25 protein-coding genes are annotated in these 22,573 nt (G+C 39.7%); 12 read left to right on the top strand and 13 right to left on the bottom strand.

The window, feature by feature from the left end:
• The first annotated feature begins 8 nt into the window (after positions 1-8).
• A complete protein-coding gene (locus RGB74_RS00575) occupies positions 9-1,667 on the top strand; it encodes a glycoside hydrolase family 13 protein (RefSeq protein ID WP_310761053.1) in 1,659 nt (552 codons plus the stop codon).
• Between the two features lie 256 nt (positions 1,668-1,923).
• Here the strand turns inward: RGB74_RS00575 and RGB74_RS00570 are convergent, their stop codons facing one another.
• The 3 genes from RGB74_RS00570 to RGB74_RS00560 form a co-directional block, all read right to left on the bottom strand.
• A complete protein-coding gene (locus RGB74_RS00570) occupies positions 1,924-2,244 on the bottom strand; it encodes a hypothetical protein (protein ID WP_310761052.1) in 321 nt (106 codons plus the stop codon).
• A gap of 31 nt (positions 2,245-2,275) precedes the next feature.
• Complete coding sequence (locus RGB74_RS00565) at positions 2,276-3,073, bottom strand: aminoglycoside adenylyltransferase domain-containing protein (RefSeq protein WP_310761051.1); 798 nt, start codon at positions 3,071-3,073, stop codon at positions 2,276-2,278.
• A gap of 197 nt (positions 3,074-3,270) precedes the next feature.
• The gene (locus tag RGB74_RS00560; RefSeq protein ID WP_310761050.1) at positions 3,271-4,371 is read right to left on the bottom strand and encodes a Delta(10) desaturase DesB; all 1,101 of its coding nucleotides are present in this window, start codon (positions 4,369-4,371) and stop codon (positions 3,271-3,273) included.
• Between the two features lie 496 nt (positions 4,372-4,867).
• Here RGB74_RS00560 and RGB74_RS00555 point away from each other — a divergent pair, with 496 nt between their 5' ends.
• Positions 4,868-6,523: a hypothetical protein gene (locus tag RGB74_RS00555; RefSeq protein WP_310761049.1), complete on the top strand. Its 1,656-nt coding sequence runs from the start codon at positions 4,868-4,870 to the stop codon at positions 6,521-6,523.
• A gap of 59 nt (positions 6,524-6,582) precedes the next feature.
• Here the strand turns inward: RGB74_RS00555 and RGB74_RS00550 are convergent, their stop codons facing one another.
• Together RGB74_RS00550 and proC are read right to left on the bottom strand one after the other, a co-directional pair.
• Complete coding sequence (locus tag RGB74_RS00550; protein WP_310761048.1) at positions 6,583-7,698, bottom strand: DEAD/DEAH box helicase; 1,116 nt, start codon at positions 7,696-7,698, stop codon at positions 6,583-6,585.
• A complete protein-coding gene (gene proC / locus RGB74_RS00545) occupies positions 7,698-8,504 on the bottom strand; it encodes a pyrroline-5-carboxylate reductase (RefSeq protein WP_310761047.1) in 807 nt (268 codons plus the stop codon). Before proC ends, RGB74_RS00550 begins: the two co-directional genes overlap by 1 nt.
• A gap of 185 nt (positions 8,505-8,689) precedes the next feature.
• Between proC and RGB74_RS00540 the strand changes: the two genes are divergently transcribed.
• The 6 genes from RGB74_RS00540 to ade all read left to right on the top strand — a co-directional run bounded on the left by RGB74_RS00540 (position 8,690) and on the right by ade (position 13,520).
• On the top strand, positions 8,690-8,893 hold the full coding sequence (locus RGB74_RS00540; protein ID WP_310761046.1) for a hypothetical protein: 204 nt from the start codon (positions 8,690-8,692) through the stop codon (positions 8,891-8,893).
• 217 nt (positions 8,894-9,110) lie between these two features.
• Positions 9,111-10,505, top strand: coding sequence for a dipeptidase (locus RGB74_RS00535; protein WP_310761045.1), 1,395 nt, complete (start codon positions 9,111-9,113; stop codon positions 10,503-10,505).
• Between the two features lie 121 nt (positions 10,506-10,626).
• Complete coding sequence (locus tag RGB74_RS00530) at positions 10,627-11,118, top strand: hypothetical protein (protein WP_310761044.1); 492 nt, start codon at positions 10,627-10,629, stop codon at positions 11,116-11,118.
• A gap of 15 nt (positions 11,119-11,133) precedes the next feature.
• Positions 11,134-11,310, top strand: coding sequence for a hypothetical protein (locus RGB74_RS00525; RefSeq protein WP_310260182.1), 177 nt, complete (start codon positions 11,134-11,136; stop codon positions 11,308-11,310).
• A complete protein-coding gene (locus RGB74_RS00520) occupies positions 11,307-11,504 on the top strand; it encodes a YwbE family protein (RefSeq protein ID WP_310762948.1) in 198 nt (65 codons plus the stop codon). The genes RGB74_RS00525 and RGB74_RS00520 overlap by 4 nt, the downstream gene beginning before the upstream one ends.
• 273 nt (positions 11,505-11,777) lie before the next feature.
• Positions 11,778-13,520, top strand: coding sequence for an adenine deaminase (gene ade, locus RGB74_RS00515; RefSeq protein ID WP_310761043.1), 1,743 nt, complete (start codon positions 11,778-11,780; stop codon positions 13,518-13,520).
• An 11-nt stretch (positions 13,521-13,531) separates the two neighbouring features.
• Here ade and RGB74_RS00510 read toward each other — a convergent pair whose 3' ends face one another.
• From RGB74_RS00510 to RGB74_RS00485, 6 genes are all read right to left on the bottom strand, one after another.
• Entirely contained in the window at positions 13,532-14,161 is a 630-nt protein-coding gene (locus RGB74_RS00510; RefSeq protein ID WP_310761042.1) for a response regulator transcription factor, read from the bottom strand.
• The gene (locus tag RGB74_RS00505; RefSeq protein ID WP_310761041.1) at positions 14,158-15,198 is read right to left on the bottom strand and encodes a sensor histidine kinase; all 1,041 of its coding nucleotides are present in this window, start codon (positions 15,196-15,198) and stop codon (positions 14,158-14,160) included. Before RGB74_RS00505 ends, RGB74_RS00510 begins: the two co-directional genes overlap by 4 nt.
• Positions 15,195-15,926, bottom strand: a complete 732-nt coding sequence (gene liaF / locus RGB74_RS00500) for a cell wall-active antibiotics response protein LiaF (RefSeq protein WP_310761040.1) — start codon at positions 15,924-15,926, stop codon at positions 15,195-15,197. Before liaF ends, RGB74_RS00505 begins: the two co-directional genes overlap by 4 nt.
• Positions 15,927-16,010: 84 nt before the next feature.
• Positions 16,011-16,655 (bottom strand): PspA/IM30 family protein, encoded by a 645-nt coding sequence (locus RGB74_RS00495; protein WP_310761039.1) that lies wholly within the window; start codon positions 16,653-16,655, stop codon positions 16,011-16,013.
• Between the two features lie 42 nt (positions 16,656-16,697).
• Positions 16,698-17,045, bottom strand: a complete 348-nt coding sequence (locus tag RGB74_RS00490; protein WP_310761038.1) for a lmo0954 family membrane protein — start codon at positions 17,043-17,045, stop codon at positions 16,698-16,700.
• A gap of 420 nt (positions 17,046-17,465) precedes the next feature.
• Positions 17,466-17,945 carry an NUDIX hydrolase gene (locus tag RGB74_RS00485; RefSeq protein ID WP_310761037.1) on the bottom strand — a complete coding sequence of 160 codons (480 nt, stop codon included), beginning with the start codon at positions 17,943-17,945 and terminating at the stop codon, positions 17,466-17,468.
• Between the two features lie 119 nt (positions 17,946-18,064).
• On the opposite strand from RGB74_RS00485, the gene RGB74_RS00480 reads away from it, so the two are divergent.
• Positions 18,065-18,541 carry a glutathione peroxidase gene (locus RGB74_RS00480; protein WP_310761036.1) on the top strand — a complete coding sequence of 159 codons (477 nt, stop codon included), beginning with the start codon at positions 18,065-18,067 and terminating at the stop codon, positions 18,539-18,541.
• A gap of 51 nt (positions 18,542-18,592) precedes the next feature.
• On the opposite strand, the gene RGB74_RS00475 is transcribed toward RGB74_RS00480, so the two are convergent.
• Positions 18,593-19,288: a pseudouridine synthase gene (locus RGB74_RS00475; RefSeq protein WP_310761035.1), complete on the bottom strand. Its 696-nt coding sequence runs from the start codon at positions 19,286-19,288 to the stop codon at positions 18,593-18,595.
• A 147-nt stretch (positions 19,289-19,435) separates the two neighbouring features.
• On the opposite strand from RGB74_RS00475, the gene eis reads away from it, so the two are divergent.
• Together eis and RGB74_RS00465 are read left to right on the top strand one after the other, a co-directional pair.
• Positions 19,436-20,593 carry a GNAT family N-acetyltransferase gene (eis, locus tag RGB74_RS00470; RefSeq protein WP_310761034.1) on the top strand — a complete coding sequence of 386 codons (1,158 nt, stop codon included), beginning with the start codon at positions 19,436-19,438 and terminating at the stop codon, positions 20,591-20,593.
• A gap of 84 nt (positions 20,594-20,677) precedes the next feature.
• Entirely contained in the window at positions 20,678-20,878 is a 201-nt protein-coding gene (locus tag RGB74_RS00465; RefSeq protein ID WP_310761033.1) for a DUF4025 domain-containing protein, read from the top strand.
• Positions 20,879-21,265: 387 nt separating this feature from the next.
• Here RGB74_RS00465 and RGB74_RS00460 read toward each other — a convergent pair whose 3' ends face one another.
• Positions 21,266-21,712, bottom strand: coding sequence for a MarR family winged helix-turn-helix transcriptional regulator (locus RGB74_RS00460; RefSeq protein ID WP_310761032.1), 447 nt, complete (start codon positions 21,710-21,712; stop codon positions 21,266-21,268).
• Positions 21,713-21,922: 210 nt separating this feature from the next.
• On the opposite strand from RGB74_RS00460, the gene RGB74_RS00455 reads away from it, so the two are divergent.
• Entirely contained in the window at positions 21,923-22,558 is a 636-nt protein-coding gene (locus RGB74_RS00455; RefSeq protein WP_310761031.1) for a biotin/lipoyl-containing protein, read from the top strand.
• Positions 22,559-22,573 lie beyond the last annotated feature (15 nt).

The raw sequence follows: 22,573 nt of genomic DNA, 5'->3' as shown, positions 1-22,573 counted from the left end.
GTAACATTATGGAAAGAGTTTGGTGGAAAGAAGCCGTTGGCTATCAAATATACCCTCGCAGCTTCCAAGATTCAAACGGAGACGGAATCGGTGATTTAAAAGGAATCATACAGCGTCTGGATTACATTAAGGATCTAGGAATCGATGTGATCTGGATCTGCCCGATGTACAAGTCACCAAATGATGATAATGGATATGATATTTCGGATTATCAAGACATTATGGAAGACTTCGGTACGATGGAAGATTTCGATGCGTTATTAAACGAAGTGCATAAGCGCGATATGAAGCTCATCATCGACCTTGTTTTGAATCACACGAGTGACGAGCACCAGTGGTTCATCGAATCACGTTCATCTAAAGACAATCCGAAGCGTGACTGGTACATTTGGAAAGACGGCAAAGACGGTAAAGAGCCAAACAACTGGGAAAGCATCTTTTCAGGCTCTGCTTGGGAATATGATGAAAAAACAGACCAGTATTACCTTCACGTTTTCTCCACTAAACAGCCTGATGTGAACTGGGAAAATCCTGAAGTACGCGACGCTCTTTACGATACGGTTAACTGGTGGCTAGATAAAGGCATCGATGGATTCCGAATTGATGCGATCAGTCATATTAAAAAACGTCCCGGTTTCCCTGATATGCCGAATCCAAAGAAAGAGAAGTATGTCTCTTCCTTCGATATGCACATGAACCAAAAAGGAATCCATACATTCCTCCAAGAGTTCAAAGACCGCACATATGCCAACTACGATGTGATGACGGTTGGTGAAGCGAACGGTGTAAAAATTGACGAAGCTGACCTTTGGGTAGGCAAAGAAAATGGAAAGATGGACATGATCTTCCAATTCGAACATTTAGGTCTATGGGATGCTGAAACAAATCCTGATTTAAATATCGTAGAATTGAAGAAAGTGCTGACCCGCTGGCAAAAAGGTCTTGAAAAAGAAGGCTGGAATGCCCTTTTCATCGAAAATCATGACAAACCTCGAGTTGTTTCCACTTGGGGGAACGATGATGAGTTCTGGTATGAGAGCGCAACAAGCATGGGTGCAATGTACTTCCTTATGCAAGGTACACCATTCATTTATCAAGGTCAGGAAATCGGGATGACAAACGTTCAGTTTGAATCGATCGACGACTATGATGATGTTGCGGTTAAAAACATGTACCGCATCAAGCGTGAGGAAGGCGTGCCGCACGAAGACATCATGGCCGTAATCTGGGCTTCATCCCGTGACAACAGCCGTACACCGATGCAGTGGAACAGCGATGTTAATGCTGGCTTCTCAGCTGCTGTTCCATGGATGAAAGTAAATCCAAATTATATTGAAATAAACGTAGAAAAGCAGGAAAAGGATGAAAAATCGATCCTGAACTTCTACAAAAAGATGATTTCCTTGAAGAAAGAAAACGAGATTTTCACGTATGGACCATATGATTTACTGCTTGAAGAAGATAAGCAAATCTATGCTTACACACGTACATTAGGTGAAGAAAAAGTTGTTGTAATCACGAACTTGTCAAAAAGTGAAGCAACGTTTGAATCAGAGCTTATCTTAAATTCAGATAAATTGCTGCTGGCGAACTTAGACACAAAAGCACACGATAATGCAACAAGCATCACACTTCAGCCTTACGAAGCACGTGTTTATCGCGTTTAATAGTTAAGAAATAGTGAAAGTTGGCTCGATACAGGTGCAATCCTGGACAGAGTCAGCTTTTTTTATGTTTATTACGTTTGTTTTTAATTGGAGTTTCTCTGTTTAGAAGATTGAGTGTGAAAATGGAAATTCGAGAGTGGAAACATGAATTTGAGTGCGAGAAAAGTATTTTTTAGTGGAATCATGTTACATATAAAAGAACACGTACCGTAAATATTTCCAATAAAAAAACTGCCACAATCGTGACAGTCTCGCATTATAACGGAAGTTTCTTTTCATAAGTAAAATAGGAATACAGCCGGGTTAAAACAATCAGCACACAAACTACTGTAATTCCTGCAGTTATCTTCGTAAATAAAGGGATCCAGGCAAGAAGAAACGCAACAATCGCAGTAAAGTTTCCAGAAAATCCGTTAATTGGAGTATTGCTAACAAAAAAGGTCGCTGCTCCTTTCAACGAGTTCGCATAACACGCAGAATGATAAGGTCTCATTTTAAAATACGCCCAAACTGTGACCAAATCGTCTCGATGTTTAATCGGCATTAAACAACTCTCACAATACATTTCTTCCTTCATTTTTATCCCCCAGCCTCAAACTTTTTTATTATTACGTTTTTTCAAGTTTATAAGTTTCATTACAAAACGAAATAATGTACGTCAAAAAGCGTTTCATGTCTTCCCTTCGAATCGCTTTTGAATGATAGTACGACTCTGATTCAGGATTTGTTCTTATCCGTGACCCCTCTAATAGTATCGGGTGATACAGTGATGGTAATAGAGGTAAGGTCTTTGCGACTGCTTCTGTCTTGCTGAAAATGGTTTTGTGTTTTAAAGACAAGAGGATTCTGCACACAGTTATTACACAAAATTCAATCCAGTCATCATAAAAGAAACACATGTCTCGTTCTAATTTTTCGTTCCAGTATGTATTTAAGTTATCATTCAGCGTGTTTTCAACATCGCTCCACTGCACATTTAAATTTAGCGCGGCAATAGGCTCTCCGTACACGACAATTCCTTTTTTCTGGAGAAGCCACCAAGTAATATTATTCAAATCATAATGCCCGCTATGCATTTTTCCTTCTGCATAAAACGGATATTGTGCTAGTTCATGATTATGCTTTCCGATCTGATCAACCGTTAAGTAGCAACCATCCATTTTCTCCCCATAACGATTGGAATTGCTTCTTAAGTGAACAAACTTCAGCAGCTCCTCATCCCGCTTACTAATCTTATCATTTAACACCGTTATAAAATCAATATCACTCTTATCTGGATCAAACGCGCCAAGAGCAAGAGAACCATATAGATAGATACCATGAATCCGATCTGCAGGCATGACCTCTAATAAAAATGCGGTGTAAAGCTCTAAATATTCGCGTACATCGTCTCGTAAATGTTCCATCCTATCCCCCTTCCCTTTAATTATAAAGAAAACTGACAATAAAATGGGAAAAGGTTTTTTTGAGGTTCGTAAACTTTGCTGATATGGAGTCGTTGATTATTGTTTTCCGGCTGCCACGCTACTAGTCCAGGAGTCTAAAACATCCGCCCTCAATTCAACTAGAAACCAGCTTTTTATAAAAACAAAAAGCATCCAAATTAATGGATGCTTTTCGGCTCTTGGTTTGGAGTTTCGATTTCTTGATCGCGTTCACCTTTTTGGTAAGTGATGCGATTTGGATTAAGTCCATGTCCAAGTGATTGGTAAACGTTGCCCGGTGCCGGATCAACAAATTGATGATTGTTCATATAAATACGCGGCGTTTTCCACAGCGTTACGAGAGCTTGCCAGTGAGGCATTTCGTGATAACGCTCAGGCCACATTTCTTTAATATATTTTTTCACGAGCGGATAATATTTCGGACTCATTCCAGGGAACAAATGATGTTCCGTATGATAAGAAAAGTTGAAATGCAGTACATCCACCCATTTTGGTACCGTAACCGTTAAGCTGTTTGCCAGTGGATCGTTCACATCCGTAATCGGATTTAAGCGGTGATTCGTTGAAATGTAGCTCATGACGATTGCATTTGCAATCAAGAGCGGAATTAATACCGCAAAGAACCACTTAACAGGACCTAGCCAAATTAACAAACCAATCCAAGTTGCCCATGGCAATAACAGCTGGATCCAAACTGATGGTCGTTTGCTCGGCTTAAATTCTTTTATAAAACGTTTAAACATGAATAGTCCATGCGTCGTAAACGAAATCGATAAAAATGCAAAACTTACGATTGAACGCATCCACATCGGAAGCTTGTACACCTTTTGCAAGAACGAATTGTGTGACAAGTTTTCCAGTGTCGGCCATGCATCAGGGTCTTTCTCATCATGCTGTGTGTGCACGTGATGAGTCGTGTTATGCCATTTGCGCCATAGCTTCGGTCCAACACTTAACGGCCAAAAAGCAACAGCGCCTAAAAAGTCACGCAGCCACGGCTTGCGAATAACCGTTCCGTGCAGGATTTCATGTCCTAAAAAGCCCATTCCAGCAAAACATGTTCCTAAAATGATCGCAATTCCAATTCCTAATCCAGGATGTAAATTATTTAATAAGCCGATTACTAAAATACCGGCGATAGCTATCAATAAATATGCTAATCCTCCCCATAACCGTGATGGTACTGGCTTGAATGCCTCTTTTGGCAATTTGGGAGCGATTTTGGCTGCATACCAGCCAAAAGATTGTAAGTCTTTCAAATGCCCAACTCCTCTCAATCTAACTCTTCCGACTTGTTGTACTTGTCCATCGTAACAGGCTTTATTTTATGAAGCAACCATTTTTAATACCAGGTAATAATAGTTGGTATAATCTACCCAAGTTTAAAACAGGGGAGGGACTGACCCCAAACAATTTATTTCCAGTATGGTTTTCCATTTTATTTTTTGGGTTTTTCACTGTAATTTATACATGAATTTTGCTATTTTCCTATTTTCGTTTTCACAGCTTAAAAATATTTCCTAGGCGCTATTGGATAAATCAAAAAAAAAATAATTTGTTCATTCATAAAATGCACAGGTAAAAAAATAAGTATAGCACTTTCCAAAAAATGTAACATTATACCTAAGACAAACTCCCTGTTTTCTTTTTAATCAATAATGGACATTTTATAGACGTGTCCACTCTTGTTAACTATTAACATAAAACACAAAATATTGAAAAAAATGTGTTCAAAATTTTGAGGGAGGATTGTATATGAAAAGAACCGGTTTTTTTATTCTTATCACTTCAATCATGTTAAGCCTTTTCACCGGATTTACATTTTCTAAGCCTGCTTCTGCAGAGGAAGGTGATCCAGGAAAAATTCTCGCTGATTATGCAGGAGAAATCAGAGAAACTTCACCCCGCGCAGACGGCATTTATCACATTGACACACCTAGATCTATAGAAAAAATGAAGGAATTGAATATTAACACTTACTATTATCTCGTCTGGCATGAAAGAACGGATTGGGATGATCTGAGAAATGAGTTTCTTCCCGCAGCTAAAGCAGCGGGGATTAATGTGGTTGTTTACCTTGTACCGCCAACGGAATCAACGGGAGAGCGAAAATCTTATCCCTATATGACTGATTACCTTGCATGGTCACGTGCAATTGCAGAACTATCTGTTCAATATTCAAATTTAATCGGCTGGGCTATCGATGACTTTAACCACAACTTGAATACATACACACCAGAATATATGGCTCAGATGAAAGAAATATCCGAAGCTATTAACCCAAAACTCTTTTTCACTCCACAAATGTATACTGATTCATTAACAGAATCTTTCCTCCAAACAAGAGGAGAATATATTGACGGAGTTGTTCTTGCTTTCAGAGACGGAATCTACCGCAATACCCAAGTTTACGAAACCGCCCAAGCGCAAATTGACAGTTCATTTAATTTGTTAAGTCAATACAACCTGAAATTATATTGGATGCTATATGCTTCCCAGCTCTCCAGAACCCCGGCAAATCCGTCCGCAGACTATGTTAGAGAAGTCATACAGATTGCTTTGGATAACATGAAGCAAGGAAAAGTTGAAGGCGTCATCACATACGTTTTAAAGAAAAACTTTGAACCTGAGCCTGACGATGATAAATCATTTAATGACAAAGGTTACCTAAACTTTTTTATTGGTCTTGGTGTACCAAGTACAGCCGGAAGCTACACACAGGCTACCCAAAGAGTACAAGTAGACAGACAGGCCGGCAGTTATTTGTTGACTTTCCAGACGATGGACCATGGACCGAACGTTTTTGGTTATCATAAAAAGCAGCTACTAATTGATGGACAGGTCGTTTGGGAACAGGACACCTCTGAGATTGTTACCGATATGCTTTGGGATACGGTTACTGTCGACTTGACCCCTTATCTGGAAGGTAAATCAAAGGCTGATCTTACCTTCAGATTGTATGAAAACAAAGGAGTAAGTAATTACTGGACATATGCAGGATTTGATGCGCTTGAATCAACAGGGTTTTCCATATTAAACAACAATTTTACGGACAGCAGCGAATGGGAGTTTTCTTCCAACTACGCCGGCATAATCGGGGAAATTCTGCAATATGATGAACAGCGAAGTTTAAGGGCTTATGAGAATACAACTGCATCTTATCTGACATATGCCCTCTACCTTTCAATCTATGGGGCACAATTCGAACCAGAAATAAAAAAGGAATTGCTTTTTAAAGCCGAAAAATCCATGGAACTTTACTTCTCCGAGAATAACGATGCTGCTATAAAAGAACTTAACAACATGAAAAAGAAAATCAGCGGCTATACTGGTGAGTATCTTCCTGAAAACCTTGCTGAAAAATGGAATGCTATGATTGACAGGCTTATTCAGCTGTATAGCAGCAACTAATAACTAAAAACGGCCCAATGCAGTTATGCTGGGCCGTTTTCCTTTTTTTATCTTTTCTATTAAAACATATCAAGCTCTAATGTTCTCAGCGTCTGCTCCGTGTCTCTTTCAATGATCTGCAATAGCTTCCGGTCTTTTGGGGCAACAAATGTTACCGCCAAACCTTTTCCGCCTGCTCTTCCTGTTCTTCCAATCCGGTGGATATAGCTCTCTGAATCAAGTGCGATGTCATAGTTAAACACATGAGTGACACCCTCTACATCCAGTCCGCGTGCCGCTACATCTGTTGCGACTAGAAATTGAATCTCACCCTCACGAAACCGCATCATCACGTCTTCCCTTTTTGCTTGTGACAAATCTCCATGAAGTTCATCACTGTTATAGCCCATCGTCTGCAGCGCTTCATTCAGCTTGCTGACACGCCTTTTCGTCCGGCAAAAGATGATCGCTAAATACGGACGAAGCAGCCGAATAGAGCGAACTAAATCATTTTGCTTCCCTCGATCCGTCGTCACCACTACCCTCTGGCGAATTTCTTTTAACGTAATCCGTTTTGTTTTGATTTGGATGTCTTTCGGATTTTTCGTATACGTTTCAGCCAGTTTCCTCACTTCATCAGGCATCGTCGCTGAAAAAAGCAAGGTCTGCCTAGTCTCTGGAACTTGATCCATAATATCTTCAATATCGTCTAAGAATCCGATATGAAGCATCTGATCCGCTTCATCCAACACAAACGTGGATACTTCTGAAAAATCAATCGTCTCCCGTCTGATATGATCTAGAATTCTTCCGGGTGTTCCCACAACAAGATGTACTTTCCCTTGCAGTTTGTGCATTTGCGCAATTACATCTTGTCCGCCATATACAGCAAGCACATGGATTTCACCAAGTGATTCCGTTAACTTTCGCACCTCAGCTGTGATCTGAATCGCAAGTTCTCTGGTAGGGGCTACAATCAGCCCTTGAATTGCATCTTTTTCAGGATCTATTTTTTGCAGAATAGGCAGTACGAAAGCAAGCGTCTTTCCTGTTCCCGTCTGCGCCTGACCAACGATATCCTGTCCTTCTAAAATGAGCGGAATTGTTTCTTTTTGAATAGGTGTCGGTTCAGCAATTCCGTACTGCATTAACAAATCTGAAAAAGCAGCACTCACTCCCAAATCTTGAAAACTCATTATTTTTTCCCCAATTCTTTAACTTTCTCTGTGCAGCTTTCCATAGCAGCGAGTATTGCCCCGCGAAAACGCTCTTGTTCAAGCGTTGAAACAGCTGCGATCGTTGCGCCGCCTGGTGAAGTGACTTGATCCTTCAACTCACCTGGATGTTTGCCTGTTTCTAATACCATCTGTGCAGCGCCTAACACAGCCTGCGCTGCCAGTTGATAAGATTGATCTCTTGATAGCCCTTGACTTACTCCGCCATCTGCCATCGCTTCAATCATCATGTACACATAAGCAGGTGACGATCCGCTAATGGCCGGAATCGCATCCATCAATGACTCAGAAATGAATTCCACTTTTCCAAAACTGCTTAGCAAACTTTCAACGAGTTTCTGCTCATCATCTGTTACTTCAGTGTTCAAAGATACAGCTGTCATTCCTTTACCAACAAGGGATGGTGTGTTAGGCATCGTACGCACGACCTTCATTTTTTTACCGAACGCTTTCTCAACATCTCCGGTCGTAATACCTGCTGCAATCGTAACGATGATTGCGTCTGATTTGATATCTTTCTTAATTTCCTCAATAACTTCTATGTAACTGTATGGAGCAACAGCTAAGAACAAGACGTCCGCCGAACGCGCTACCTCATTATTAGAAACTGCTTCAATTCCAAACTCCTGTTTCGCTAATGCTTTTGACTTTTCCGTACGCATACTCACATAGATTTGTTCTGGCTTAACTAAACGAGAGTGGAGCATCCCGCCTGCCATTGCTTGTGCCATTTTCCCAAAACCAATAAAACCGATTTGTATATCCATTTTCTACACTTCTTTCTATCTATACTTTTATAAAGGGAATGATGTCGTCATATCGAATATCTTTAACTGTAGCTTTACCTTAAGTAAACCACAAATGCATAAGGTGTGTGAAATCCATGGACAAGTTCACATTAGAAGGTTGGCATCGCAAACAGGCAGTAGAAAATTTTAATAAAACGTAGGATTTGATCGAAAAAGAAAATCGTACAAAAGAAGAAGATCCCGAAATGATCCATACGGCACATGCTTCCCGTTTTCATTGGGGAATAGCTGGCAGTCCATTAAATTTAGCACGCGGAGAATGGCAGATTTCAAGAGTCTATTCCATTTTAGACATGGGCGACTCAGCATTATTGCATGCTGAGCATTCATTAGATCTTTGCCTTTGAAAACGGGTTTGCTGATTTTGACTTAGCTTTCGCTTATGAAGCTGCAGCACGCACTCATATGGTCAGTGACAACAAAATGAAAACAGAAGAATTCTTCGTCCTTGCTTTAAAAGCATCAGAACATATTACAAAAAAAGAAGACACAGATTATTTCCTTTCAGAGCTGAACTCTATTAAAATTGAAAGTAAAGCGTAACGTACATAAGGAGGACTAAAAATGACGGATAAAATTACAAGCTATTTGAAGAAGAACCGTGATAATCATTTAAAAGAACTGACGAACTGGCTTGCTGTTCCGAGCGTCAGTGCACTGCCTGAGCATAAAGAAGATGTTCGTAAAGGTGCAGAATGGATCGCAGACGAACTGACTAAAATCGGTATGGATAACGTAAAAGTCTATGAAACAGAGGGCCATCCTGTTGTTTATGGAGATTGGCTAAAAGCGGAAGGAAAGCCGACCGTTTTAGTGTATGGCCACTATGACGTTCAGCCCGTTGATCCGGTCGAACTATGGGAAACGCCTCCGTTTGAAGCAACGGTTCGCGATAACAAGCTCTATGCACGCGGCGCGTCAGATGATAAAGGGCAGACGTTCATGCATTTAAAAGTGTTACAAGCCATACTAGAAAGCGAAGGCACACTTCCACTCAACTTCAAGTTCTGTATCGAAGGTGAAGAAGAGATCGGAAGCCCAAGCCTTCCAAAGTTCATCGAAAACAATAAAGAGCTCTTAGCAGCTGACGTACTTGTGATCTCTGATACAGGTATGCTGGACCGCGGAAAACCAGCGATTTGCTACGGCCTGCGTGGAATGTGTGCAATGCAGGTTGATGTGACAGGACCAAACAGTGACCTTCACTCCGGGCTATACGGCGGTGCCGTTCAAAATCCGCTTCACGCTATTACCGAGCTTCTGCAATCATTCCGTGACGACAACGGCCGTATTTTAGTAGACGGCTTTTATGATAATGTTCAAGACTTAACTGAAGAAGAAAGAGAAGCGTTCCGCGCCCTTCCGTTAACCGAAGAATCTTTGAAACACCAATTAGGAGTAAAAGAACTTACAGGGGAAGAAGGCTATACTCACATCGAACGCACATGGGCTCGACCGACATTAGAGCTTAATGGCGTTTGGGGCGGCTTCCAAGGTGAAGGCGTTAAAACAGTTATCCCGGCAAAAGCGCATGCGAAAATCAGCTGCCGCCTTGTGCCAAACCAAGATCCAGACGAGATCATCGAAAAAGTTAAAAAACATATCGACAAGCATAAACCAGTCGGAGTGGAAGTCACAGTTACTCTTTTTGATAAAGGCGCTCCGTACGTAACACCATTCGATCACCCTGCCATCCAAGCGGCAGCCCGTTCGTACGAAAAAGTATACGGTGTTCCGACTGCCTTTACGCGCGGCGGCGGCTCAATTCCGATTGTGGCGACGTTCGATCAAATATTAAATATCCCTGTTGTATTAATGGGCTTCGGTCTTTCAACAGAAAACTTCCATGCACCAAACGAACACTTCCATCTCGAGAACTTCGACCAGGGGATGCTAACACTGGCTGACTATTGGTTTGAGCTCGAAAGATCACTCAAAAAAGAATCAACAGTACGTTAAATAAGACATCAGAGAACATCAGACAAAATTCTGGTGTTCTTTTTTAAAAGGTCATTTTTGTTTCCAACCTACTGTGTGATATAATCAACCAATCACAACAATAGAAACGGAGAGTATAAAAATGCTTTCATTTGAAGATAAAATGGCTTTAATTCAAGAAAATTTTCCAGAGTTAGAAATGCGTGAGGTTTCACTCGGCCGAGTAAACTATCATTACGAAGAAAGTGTACAAGAGAAGAAAACAGTTGTTTACCACCTTCACCCGAACGGAAATGGCTTTGTTTATGGAGGACACCTACCAAAAAGCGTGAAGAACGAAAAAGGGTATGTAAACATTCGTGATTATGAAGCGGAAGAATTAATCGCTTTAATTCAAGAATCAATGGAATTCCTTTCAAAACGCCACGGCTGGCAGCAGCCGAAAAAAGAACAAACAGATGACGAGCGCCGCGAAGAGCTTTGGTTCAGCCACAGCCACGAAGAAATCAAACTCGTTGGAGAAGATGAAATGTGGTTCATTTTTGACGAAGATGATGCCCTTGAAGCTGCATTTGAAACGTATGCAGAAGCTGAAGCATATCTAAAGGAATCAGGATTTAAGAAAAGAAAATAAATTGAGGTGATACCGATGGCAGAGGAGAAAAAGAAACTAAGTTTTCAAGAAATCGCTAAGCAGCGTCTTGCGGAAAAGAAAGCCCAGCAATCAGGCGGCGGGTTTCAAAAAGGACCTGTAAAAGTGGCAAATCAGATGAAAAACCAGCAAACGAAAAAAGCGAACAACCAAGCTAGAAGAACAGGTGTATAATGCATCGCAAGCGTTCGAATATTACACCTGGCCTTTCCGTAAACGTTATTTTAAAAGCTGACCAGCGATCTGGCAAAAAGACAAAAGGAATCGTGAAGGACATCCTGACAAACTCACCGAATCACCCTCACGGAATCAAAGTTAGATTGCAGGATGGACAAGTCGGCCGCGTTATTGATATTTTAAGTGAATAATCACACCAACTCCCTGTCCAAGTCTTGGATCTGGGAGTTTTTTTAGGCGATTCCCACACTTTTAGGCGACAATTCCAGATTTACAGTTGTTCATCCCACATTTATTTCAACAATTCCACACTATCCTCGGACATAACCACGAGTCTACAAAGTTCGACACCACACATCCTCACCACTTCACCAACTTCAAAATCAAGATTCCTTATTAATGGTTTCTTTTTAACGCTATTACATACTATAAAACAAAACGCTGCGTAAAAAGGAGACTACATAATGGACCAAGATCGTCTAAAGAGACGGATTGATGTAAGTTCAAAACGCATACCTGCTGATCTCGTCATCAAAAACGGAAAGATTATTGATGTATATAATCTTGCAATTTTAAAAGGAGATATTGCAGTTGTTGACGGATATTTTGCGGGAATCGGAGAGTTTGAAGGACATCAAACCATTGATGCGAAAGGACGTTATATATGTCCAGCTTTCATCGATGGACACGTTCATATTGAATCGTCTATGGTCACGCCTGCCGAATTTTGCAAAGTACTTCTTTCTCATGGTGTAACCACTGTTATAACAGACCCGCACGAAATCGGAAATGTATCAGGAAATGAAGGTATATCATTTATGCTGCAGCAATCAGAGAGTTTGCCACTGGATGTTCGTGTGATGCTCCCTTCATCTGTACCTGCGACACCTTTTGAAAATTCAGGAGCGGAACTCACTGCTCAAGATCTTAATTCTTTCTATAAACACCCGCGTGTTTTAGGTCTTGCAGAAGTTATGGATTATCCAGCTGTCTTGAACGGCAATTCAGATATGCTCGCTAAAATCATTTCTGCAGCAAAACAGGCGTCGTCTATTGATGGACATGGAGCAGGTCTGGATTCAACTGGTTTAAACGTGTACAGATCCGCCCTAATTACGACAGATCACGAATGCACAACAGCTGAAGAAGCATTAGACCGCATCCGCCGCGGCATGTACGTTTTAATTCGGGAAGGCTCGGTAGCGAAAGACTTAAAGCCTCTTATAAAAGCAGTAACTCCTTCGAACGCACGCCGATTTCTGTTTTGTACGGATGATAAACATTTGGATGACCTTGTAGCGGAAGGCAGTGTTGATCATAATGTGAGGCTTGCTATTTCTGAAGGCATCTCCCCTCTTCAAGCGATACAGATGGCTTCATTGAACGCCGCAGAATGTTACGGATTACATGATAAAGGAGCAATCTCACCTGGGCTGCAGGCAGACTTTCTTTTACTTGAAGACTTGGAGACGATCCAAATCAGTGATGTGTTTGTATCAGGAAGGTGTGTTGCTTCGAACGGTGATTTTATCGTGAAGCTTAAAGGTGCAGCAAAACCCACCTCATCCCTCATGAAATCTGTAAATTTCCTTCCAGTAAAGGCAGGAGACTTACGTATAAAGGTTGATGATGGAGAATCTTTTCATGTGATAGAAATCATTCCAAATCAGCTGATAACGAAGAAAAAAATCATAACAGCAAGCGTACAAAACGGTGTATTTCAGCCATCAATCACAGAAGATTTGTTGAAAATGGCAGTCATAGAACGCCATAATCGAACTGGAAATATCGGACTAGGAGTTGTGAAGGGACTTTTATTAAAAACAGGAGCAATTGCATCAACGGTTGCCCATGATTCACACAATCTAGTTGTTGCTGGAACAAACGATGAGGATATGCTGACAGCGATTGAAGCGATAAATGACATGCAAGGCGGGTACGTGATCGTAAAGAATTGTAAAGTCCTCGCATCTGTCCCGCTCCCCATTGCTGGATTGATGGCAGATCGTTCTTTTGAGATCGTGAACGACGAAATCATTACACTGAAACAAAAATTAAGCGACCTTGATTTTAAAGGGAATTTCGATCCTTTTCTAACTTTGTCGTTCTTAACCCTGCCGGTTATTCCTGAAATAAAATTGACGGACTTAGGGTTATTTGATTTTCACGCGTTTCAGCATATTTCTATAAAAGCCGAAAATAAGTGAGCTGTATTATCCTAGACAAGGGAATGGTGAAACGCGTAGATCACCGCTTGTGTACGGTCTTGAACATCCAGTTTACTTAAAATATTACTCACATGAACCTTTACTGTTTTTAGAGCGATAAAAAGCTCATCCGCGATTTCTTGATTCGTTTTCCCTTTTGTCATCAACAATAAAATTTCCATCTCGCGTGCAGTCAGTTCTTCATGCGGCTCTCGTATTTGTTTTTGTCTCATCTTGCTCATCATCTTACCCGTCACTTCAGGCTCGAGAACCGATTTTCCGTGAAACGTATCTCGAACAGCTTGTGCGATATCACTTGCCTTAGATGTTTTGAGCATATAGCTCGCCGCTCCGGCTTCTAGAGCAGGATACACTTTTTCATCATCCAAAAAGCTTGTTACGACAATGATTTTTGCTTCTGGCCAAGAATGTGTGATCTGTCTTGTTGCTTCAATCCCATCCATTTCATCCATCACAAGGTCCATCAAAATGATATCTGGCTTTAACTCAAGTGCCCGTTCAACGGCAACCCTTCCATTCTCTGCTTCACCCGTTACTTCGATATCCGGCTGGGCTGAAAGGTAGGCAGAAACCCCAATCCGAACCATTTCGTGATCATCTACTAACAATACTTTGATCATGCTTTATCCTCTCCTGCTGATAAAATAGGAACTTTCACTTCAAGACGAGTACCTTCACCTGGTAAACTTACGATTTTAAGCGTACCTCCAATTTCAGCTGCTCGCTCATGCATATTCTGCAATCCGTAGGAGCCCGCTTTTTCTTGATTCAGCACAAAACCAACACCATCATCTTCTATCCGCAGAATGATAAGATCGTCTCTTTGCACTAGTAAAATTTGCGCTTGATTCGCTTTCGCATGCCGAAGAATATTGGAAACCGATTCTTGTAAAATACGAAACAGATGATCTTCTACCCCTTTATCAAGCGGGATCGTTTCAATTTTCCATTTCAGTTCGATCGGAACTTTTTGAAGCAGCTCTTGCAGCAGTTCTTCCATTCCTTTTTGAAGTGACTTTCCGTTTAATGCTGCAGGACGAAGATGCAGCAAAAGTGCTCTCATTTCTAACTGTGTTTGATGTATTGTTTCTTCAACCATTTTTAATTGCTTTGATTCACGGGTCTCGGTTTCCTCTCGAACTTCGTTGATCGCAGAAAGAATCATGCTGGCTGCAAATAGCTGCTGAGAAACGGAGTCATGCAGTTCCCTAGCTAGACGGTGCCTTTCTTGCGAGATAATTTCTTGAATCCGCTTTTCCTGGTCGACTGCTTTTTCAGTTGCCATCTTCTGAGACTGGCGGATTTTTTCCCCGAGCTGACGCTGAATTCCTTCTATGCGTTTTGTGATTGCTCGCAGTTCAAGACCGGATAATTCTTTTATATTGACTTGCCTTCCATCTTCAATAGACTTTAATGTCTGATCAATCATGTTTAATTGTTTTCGAGAAGAAATCCCTGAATTTAATCCGAAAAAGGCGCCTAGAATAAACACAAAGAATGGAATGACGAACGCGAGCGGAAAATCTAATAAACTTTCTTTTAATAAAAATGTCCAGTCATCAATCGGAAAGAGGAAATAAACGATAGATCCTAATAAGACAAGGATACCAAACGCTAATATAAGGCTGGAAAGCATGTGACGCAGAACGGTACTCATACCCGTTTCACCTCCAGACTTCCTGCTATTAAGCTTGTCATGATCTTCAGTTTTTTCTCAGATTCTATATAATTTTTTGTACGAAAAAACATATTCTGATTAAACATCTTTGGATCATGATGCTCAAATATTGTCGTATTGCCCGCTATTCCTGAATGGCTAACGGCTATTTCAATTTCATAAGGGATTAATATGGAAATGTTTCCGATCAACCCTCTTATGAATATAACTGATTCCCCATGCGGCAGAATGGTCTGGCTTAAATCAATTACTGTATCACCAACACCGCATTGTATGTTGATGTCACTCCATTCATAAACATGGTCAGCCGTCTGTTGCTGTCCAAATCCTATATTTTTCAATAGGGGTTTTTTAATAAAAAGTTCTTCCGTTGAATCCGTTGTTGATTTTTCTAATTGAGGATTTATCACAATGGGATTTTGTTTTGATTGATAAAATTGAACAATGATATAAAGAATGATAGCCACTAACAAAAATTTAAACGCATATAAATTGAGGATGCTGATTAATAGAATAAGCATTCCTGCCCAAAACATTAACTTTCCAAGGCGTTTCGGCATTTTTTTGCGTCCAAAATAAATAAGTGCTGCACTGAATAAGACAGTGAACACGATACCTTCTCCATTAAAACTGGCTTCTAAAAGCAGCAATACACAGGAAATCAGAAGCATCCAGCTGATAAAATCGTTTTTCTTTTTTATAGGCATTCGCATTCACTCTCTTCTAAGTTTCATAGGTAAAAGGCGCAGTGAATGCGCCTCGTTTTCTATTTAATCGTATCACATACTGGGTTAAACGGTAGTAGATGTTTCTTCTTTTTTCCAATCTTTTTCTAGTTTCGCTAACTTTGCTTCCATCGTGCTCGCATGGTATTCTGCATTCACTTTTTGCTCCAGGCGGTCCATGTAATTCTCAAGTTCCTCAAAACGAAATACGGAATTTTTTAGAGAGTTAGAAGGTTCTAATACACGGTCCATTTTTTTATGAGCTCTTGCTACGTTCTCTCGGCCCATTAATTCCATTCGCTTAATTTCCATATCTTTTAATTTATGTTTCATCTGCTCATATTTTTGTTCGAGCTCCGTTAAGTCCTTTTCAGCTGTTGCTGCAGATTCTTTTAGCAAACGAGCACGAGCTTCATGCTGTTCTTTATCCTGGATAGCAAATTGGTAAAGTTCTTGTTCATTTGCTTGCTGAGCCAGTTCTGCTTGACGGGTACGCATTGCTGCTTTTTCTTCCGCTTCTTTTCTCTCACGGTCAAACTGATCTTTCAAAAGCTGCTGACGCTCCACTAGCTTACGAGTTTTATTTACTTCTTGCTCACACTGTCTTAAATATTGATTCAATAGAGATAATGGATTTTTTGATTCTTTTTGATCCAGTACTTCGTGAAAATCCGCCGCGATTGTGTTTTTAATTCTTTCTAATAAATTCATTTTTGGTAGCTCCTTTTTTCTTTTTTAAATTGAACAAGTTACTTAGCTGTTTTTTAACTTCGACCATTCTCTTTCAAAATTTGTGAATGGGTCGTTGTCATGTGGCTCATGGATTGATTCTTTGTTGTTCCATTTTTTGTACACGATATATAATACATAAATGGCAACTGCCCCTAAAATCGCTGGCAGGTTCGCAACAGAGATGCATAATCCAACAACCGCAAGAGCTCCCCACCAAAATTTCTTTCCTCCTGTTTCAGCACGGGTACATTTCTTAAATCCGTAATACATAACAGCAAGACCAATCGCAAGTCCGACCATCGGACCTAAGTTCGCCATCAGCACGATTGCTGCAATTCCTCCAATAATAAGCAAGCCTAATTTTTTCATAAGTGGCTTCCTCCTTTCGTACTCTTAGCTTACCTCGATTCAAAGAAGCTCAAAACTGACCTTGGCTGTATTTTCCAATAAGACCTGAGGCTTAGTAGGGGTCAGACCCGGGGTCTGACCCCCTACAAAAACAAATCACCTATTTGTTCACCTCACATGGACACTCGCTCAAGCGGTACTTGGATAAGCACTATATGTGATATGTTTTCCGATAAAATATTTCATCATTTAGGAAAATGCAATTTCAAGAGTGAAAACAGTATTTTTGTGTGGAATCATGTAATAAACCAAAGAACACTTATCGTAAAAATGCTCCAATCAATAAAAAAAGGCTATCTCTAAAGTGTCGTCTTAAGAACAACCTTTTGGACAGCCTCTTTTAAACTTCAATTCATCATTATTTAATAACCATTTGACTGGTTAAACTCTCTGCCATTCGCTCACAAAGAAGTAATCCGATTCTAGTGAACCAGAAAGCAGCTTATTTTTCACAATCGTCGGGTTTAAATCATAATCATTCAGCATTTGAAGCGGCACCCATTTAAATACAAGACGATCTGCTTCTTCTACAGTAAACTCTTTCCCGTCATGAAAGGGCAGAATTTGTTCTGCTTTCACGCTAAAATAAAGTCCAATTTCATGAATCTCTTTTTGATTGTATGTAAAAAAGTTTTCCACTGTCCACAGATGGCGAGTTACATCCACTTTTAATGCTAACTCTTCTTGCATTTCCCGCTTTAAACTAGACTTCGCATCCTCTCCAAGCTTAACTCTGCCGCCTGGCAAAGACCAATGCGTTTCTCGTTTAGAACGGTGTATTAGAACATGATTATTTTCGATGAAAACACCGGCCGTACGGTAATTAAAGACCTTATGTTCCACATGAAACACTACATCCATTTATGGTATCCCCCTTTTTAGTCACCTAATTTTACCATTTTGAGCAGTATGTATGAAAGCGCTGACGATACAAGGTATGATAAAGTTGTAAAACATATATAAAAAAGGAGACGTAACACATGTCTATTTATGATATCCCCGTACAAACGATTAAAGGAGAAGAAAAAACGCTGGATCCCTATAAAGGAAAAGTGATGCTAATTGTCAATACAGCGAGCAAATGCGGTTTTACACCTCAGTACGATGGTCTTCAGTCTCTTTATGAAAAATACAATGACAAAGGACTTGCTGTACTTGGATTTCCTTGCAACCAGTTTGGTGCACAAGAACCTGGAACAAGCGATGAAATTCAAGAGTTTTGCCAATTGAATTTTGGAGTAAACTTTCCGTTGTTTGCAAAAGTGGACGTTAATGGGGAGAACGCACATCCCTTATTCAAACTTGTAACAAAAGAAGCTCCTGGATTGTTAGGCTCAAAGGCGATTAAATGGAATTTCACAAAGTTTCTGGTAGATCGAGAAGGTAATGTAGTTAAAAGGTTCGCCCCTACAGATAAACCAGAAACGATTGAAAAACACATTCAAGAATTGCTTTAAGAAAAAAAGCTGTTCAAAGTGGCATTTCTTTGAGCAGCTTTTATATCATTTTTATTTATTTGCTAGCTGAAGCTTTAGTTCTTCTACTTCTTGTTTCTCCAGTTCTCTCCAGCTCCCGATCTGTAACTCACCAAGCCAAATGTTCATAATCCTTATTCGTTCTAACTTTTCAACTTCATAACCTAATGTTTTGCACATTCTTCTTATTTGACGGTTCAATCCTTGCGTTAAGGTGATACGAAAAACATATTTGCTCACCTTACCCGTTTTAGCAGTTTTCGTCACCGTATCTAATATCGCAACTCCATCCGCCATTTTATCAAGAAAAAGATCTGTGACCGGTTGATCTACCGTTACTTCATACTCTTTTTCATGACCGTAATCTGCCTGCGAAATGCGGTTAGCCAACTCTCCATCATTCGTCAGCAATAGTAAACCTTGCGAATCTTTATCTAAGCGCCCTACCGGAAAAATCCTCTCTGCTGATGGAACTGCATCAAATATATTGCCTTCAATCTCTGGGTTTGACGTACAGATGATTCCGACCGGTTTATGATAAGCGATATAAATCATCATTTGTTTCGTTGGTATGGATTTGTTATCGATCAACACAGTATCTCCATCTTCCACAACCGAATCTTTATTACATAAATGTCCGTTTATTGTGATGCGGCCCGCTTGGATGAGACGCTGCGTTTCCCTTCTCGAACAGAAACCAGTTAAACTGATATATTTTTGAATCCTCATTTTAACCTCTATATTTTTATATGGATTTGTAAAATTTGATTTTAGCTTACCACGGATTAGACATTTCATGAGATAAATTCATACATTTCACTTCCCTCCATTCAACCATAACCTGTAAAATAAAGGAATCAAGGGAGGGTGTCGGCAATGATCATAAGAAAACTTTCAGAAAATGAATTAGACCGAGCAATACAGCTATCAGAGTATGCTTTTCAATACAAAGTAAAACAAGAAGACCTTGAAAAGCGATATGAAATGCTTAATAGGCACGAAATTTGGGGAGAGTTTGAAGAGGACGATGAACTTATCTCTAAACTGCACATTCTTTCACTAGAGACAAACATTGAGGATCAGCGCTTCTCTATGGGCGGAATTGCAGGAGTGGCTACATGGCCTGAACACCGGCGCAAAGGCTCTGTCACACGATTATTGAAGCAAGCTTTACAGATCATGAAAGAAAATGGACAAACCATCAGTTTGCTTCATCCCTTTAACATTGAATTTTATCGCCGGTTTGGGTGGGAACTTACAGCATCTGTTAACAAATACACCCTTGAAAAAAACGACCTGTTTCGATATTCAGATGTCCCTGGAAAAGTAATTCGTTTAAGCAAATCAGATGGAAACGCTCTATTAAATACCGTTTATGAACAATGGTTTAAGAAATATAACCACTTGCTCATTCGTCCTGACTATTGGTGGGACAATCATGTATTTACGGAAGGATATAACCGAATTTTATATTGTGATGAACATGGTGAACCACAAGGATATTTATGCTGTAAAGCGGCAGAGAGATTATTGGACGTTCAGGAATTTGTTTATGTTACGGAGACTGCTAGACGCGCACTTTGGAACTTCATTGCGCAGCATGATTCGATGGTCGATAAAATAAAAATCGTAGCTCCGTCATCTGACCAGCTTCCCTTTTTGTTGAGGAATCCAAGAATTCAGCAGGAAACCTATCCGTATTTTATGGCAAGAATTGTTGATGTGGAAGGCTTTTTGAAACAATATCCATTTAATGAAACTGGCGATTCTTTCACTCTTTCCGTGAAAGATGAAAAAGCCGAGTGGAACAACGGTACAATAACAGTCAGTCCAGAAGCTATTTCTTTCGACCGAGAAACATCCAGCGGTGGTGATCTTCAACTCGACATCCAAACACTGACTGTTGTTTTACTCGGGGCACAAAAACCAGCATTTTTATACGAATGCGGCGAACTAAAGGGCAATTTTGAAAAATTAAAGATCCTTGAAAAAATCATTACGAAGCATTCAACAGCATTTATTGATTTCTTTTAAATATATAAATGTTTAGGTAAGCACCTAAAGGGAATTCTATTATAGACCATCATTTAAATAGGTAAATCACTAGGAGGTCTAAAAATGGATAAACAAAAAGAAAAAGATACACAGACGAAAAAGTCAGAAAAAGTAGCTGAAAACAATTACGAACCTGATAAGAAAAAGGATTCGGATACGCAAAAAGACTTAGAAACCGTTCATGAACAAATTAATGATACATTTAATCAAGGTACAATAGACGAAAAAGAGAAACAAAAAAAGAAAGATGATAAAAAGAAATAATATAAAAGTTAAAAGAACCTGCTCTTAAAATGATCAGGTTCTCCCTTGCTGCACCAAAGATTAAAAAGAATATAAAAATGCTAACCATGACGAGGATGACCCAAAAGACGAATATCTTTTCGGTCATTTTTTTGTTGGAAATCGGATCATTAACAGTAACGTGGAATTATTGAAATTAACGTGGATATATTTGGCTTTACCGTGGAATTAGATAAAAATGATAGCTTAAAAAGATGAAACACCATGGATTTATAAGCTTTTGACGAGCAGTCTAGAAGTCCTGTCCCGTTTTTCAATAAAATGACGGCAAAGGTGGGAAAATGGTCTTTAAAATAGCAAAAAACGACTCAATAGATTAATTTCCTTTTGAGTCGTCTTCTTGTTAAATTAATCTCTCTCAATTCCTGACTCTATTTTTTTTAATAAGCGGATGTATTCATTTTGTTCTTCCTTTGTCAGTATTGAAAGCATTTTCGCCCAAAATTGATTATTTTTTTCAACAATAGCAGAAATCAATGAATCACCTTCCTCTGACAACTTGATCCAGACTACCCTGCGATCCTTTTCATCACGATATCGGCATATTAAACCTACGTCCTCGAGCTGGTTCAGCAGCGTTGTTGCAGCTCCGGAAGTCAACCCCATTGTATTTGAAATATCAACAACCATACACTTCTGCTTATTAAATAGATATTTTAGCACTGAATACTTTGTAGCGGTTAATTGATAGGGAAAAGTTTTAATTTGTTTTGAAATAAATAATCTATTTGATCGAAAAATCGTATCCTTAATATGGTCAAGCAACTCGATCTGAGTTTGTAATTCACTGTCCATTAAAAAATCTCCTTTATGCAATCCATTCACAAATTTATTTCTTTTTTTGTTGTGCAATACAACTAGTTTGTGTTAATGTATTCTCTTGTATAATACCTTTATCATAAAGTATCTTTGCGATAAAGTGAACATTTCTTAAAGGTGGTACCATTCTTTAACTGTTGCTGTACCATACACTTAACAATATTAATAATTAAGGAGGACAACTAAATGTCTAGAGGTCGTTTAATCATTACCAACATCATCGCATTTATCGTAGTACTTGCTCTTGTTGCAGGAGGAACTTACTACTATATACAAAACAGTAACTATGTATCCACAGATAACGCTAAAGTAACAGGTGATTTATTCAGTATCACCGCTCCTGCAAACGGAAAACTATCCGACTGGAACATTGAAGAAGGAAAGACAGTGAAGAAAGCTGATCAAATCGGTACCATTTCCGGTGAAAAAACAGCTGAAATCGTTTCTCCTGCAGATGGAACGATAATTAAGAAGCAAGCAAACACAGATCAAATGGTTCAAGCGGGCCAGACTCTTGCCAGTGAAGTAAACATGGATGCGCTCTATGTAATAGCCAACATTAAAGAAGATGAGATAAAAGACATTCACGAAGGTGACCAAGTGGACATTACCGTTGACGGTGATGAAAACACTGTACTTGACGGAAATGTTGAAAAAATCGGTTATGCTACAAACTCACTATTCTCATTAATGCCTAAGTCAAATGATGACGCCAACTACACAAAGGTAACTCAAACGGTACCAGTAAAAATTTCAATCACAAATTCAACAGACAAAGTATTGCCAGGTATGAACGCAGAAGTGAAAATTTCTAAAAAATAATCATCGTTTAGAGCC

It is taken from the genome of Bacillus sp. NEB1478 (assembly GCF_031582965.1).
GTDB lineage: Bacteria > Bacillota > Bacilli > Bacillales > Fictibacillaceae > Fictibacillus.
This window is presented reverse-complemented; position numbering and strand designations above follow the sequence as displayed.

Bases quoted from the DNA above. Each gene is read 5' to 3' on its own strand.
- RGB74_RS00465 (WP_310761033.1), top strand. From the start codon at position 20,678: ATGGATAAACAAAAAGAAAAAGATACACAGACGAAAAAGTCAGAAAAA.
- RGB74_RS00455 (WP_310761031.1), top strand. From the start codon at position 21,923: ATGTCTAGAGGTCGTTTAATCATTACCAACATCATCGCATTTATCGTA.
- RGB74_RS00480 (WP_310761036.1), top strand. From the start codon at position 18,065: ATGTCTATTTATGATATCCCCGTACAAACGATTAAAGGAGAAGAAAAA.
- RGB74_RS00555 (WP_310761049.1), top strand. From the start codon at position 4,868: ATGAAAAGAACCGGTTTTTTTATTCTTATCACTTCAATCATGTTAAGC.
- proC (WP_310761047.1), bottom strand. From the start codon at position 8,504: ATGGATATACAAATCGGTTTTATTGGTTTTGGGAAAATGGCACAAGCA.
- RGB74_RS00525 (WP_310260182.1), top strand. From the start codon at position 11,134: ATGGCAGAGGAGAAAAAGAAACTAAGTTTTCAAGAAATCGCTAAGCAG.
- RGB74_RS00510 (WP_310761042.1), bottom strand. From the start codon at position 14,161: ATGATCAAAGTATTGTTAGTAGATGATCACGAAATGGTTCGGATTGGG.
- ade (WP_310761043.1), top strand. From the start codon at position 11,778: ATGGACCAAGATCGTCTAAAGAGACGGATTGATGTAAGTTCAAAACGC.
- RGB74_RS00550 (WP_310761048.1), bottom strand. From the start codon at position 7,698: ATGAGTTTTCAAGATTTGGGAGTGAGTGCTGCTTTTTCAGATTTGTTA.
- RGB74_RS00565 (WP_310761051.1), bottom strand. From the start codon at position 3,073: ATGGAACATTTACGAGACGATGTACGCGAATATTTAGAGCTTTACACC.
- RGB74_RS00485 (WP_310761037.1), bottom strand. From the start codon at position 17,945: ATGGATGTAGTGTTTCATGTGGAACATAAGGTCTTTAATTACCGTACG.
- RGB74_RS00475 (WP_310761035.1), bottom strand. From the start codon at position 19,288: ATGAGGATTCAAAAATATATCAGTTTAACTGGTTTCTGTTCGAGAAGG.
- liaF (WP_310761040.1), bottom strand. From the start codon at position 15,926: ATGCCTATAAAAAAGAAAAACGATTTTATCAGCTGGATGCTTCTGATT.
- RGB74_RS00490 (WP_310761038.1), bottom strand. From the start codon at position 17,045: ATGAAAAAATTAGGCTTGCTTATTATTGGAGGAATTGCAGCAATCGTG.
- RGB74_RS00530 (WP_310761044.1), top strand. From the start codon at position 10,627: ATGCTTTCATTTGAAGATAAAATGGCTTTAATTCAAGAAAATTTTCCA.
- RGB74_RS00495 (WP_310761039.1), bottom strand. From the start codon at position 16,655: ATGAATTTATTAGAAAGAATTAAAAACACAATCGCGGCGGATTTTCAC.
- RGB74_RS00535 (WP_310761045.1), top strand. From the start codon at position 9,111: ATGACGGATAAAATTACAAGCTATTTGAAGAAGAACCGTGATAATCAT.
- RGB74_RS00460 (WP_310761032.1), bottom strand. From the start codon at position 21,712: ATGGACAGTGAATTACAAACTCAGATCGAGTTGCTTGACCATATTAAG.
- RGB74_RS00575 (WP_310761053.1), top strand. From the start codon at position 9: ATGGAAAGAGTTTGGTGGAAAGAAGCCGTTGGCTATCAAATATACCCT.
- RGB74_RS00570 (WP_310761052.1), bottom strand. From the start codon at position 2,244: ATGAAGGAAGAAATGTATTGTGAGAGTTGTTTAATGCCGATTAAACAT.
- RGB74_RS00505 (WP_310761041.1), bottom strand. From the start codon at position 15,198: ATGAGTACCGTTCTGCGTCACATGCTTTCCAGCCTTATATTAGCGTTT.
- eis (WP_310761034.1), top strand. From the start codon at position 19,436: ATGATCATAAGAAAACTTTCAGAAAATGAATTAGACCGAGCAATACAG.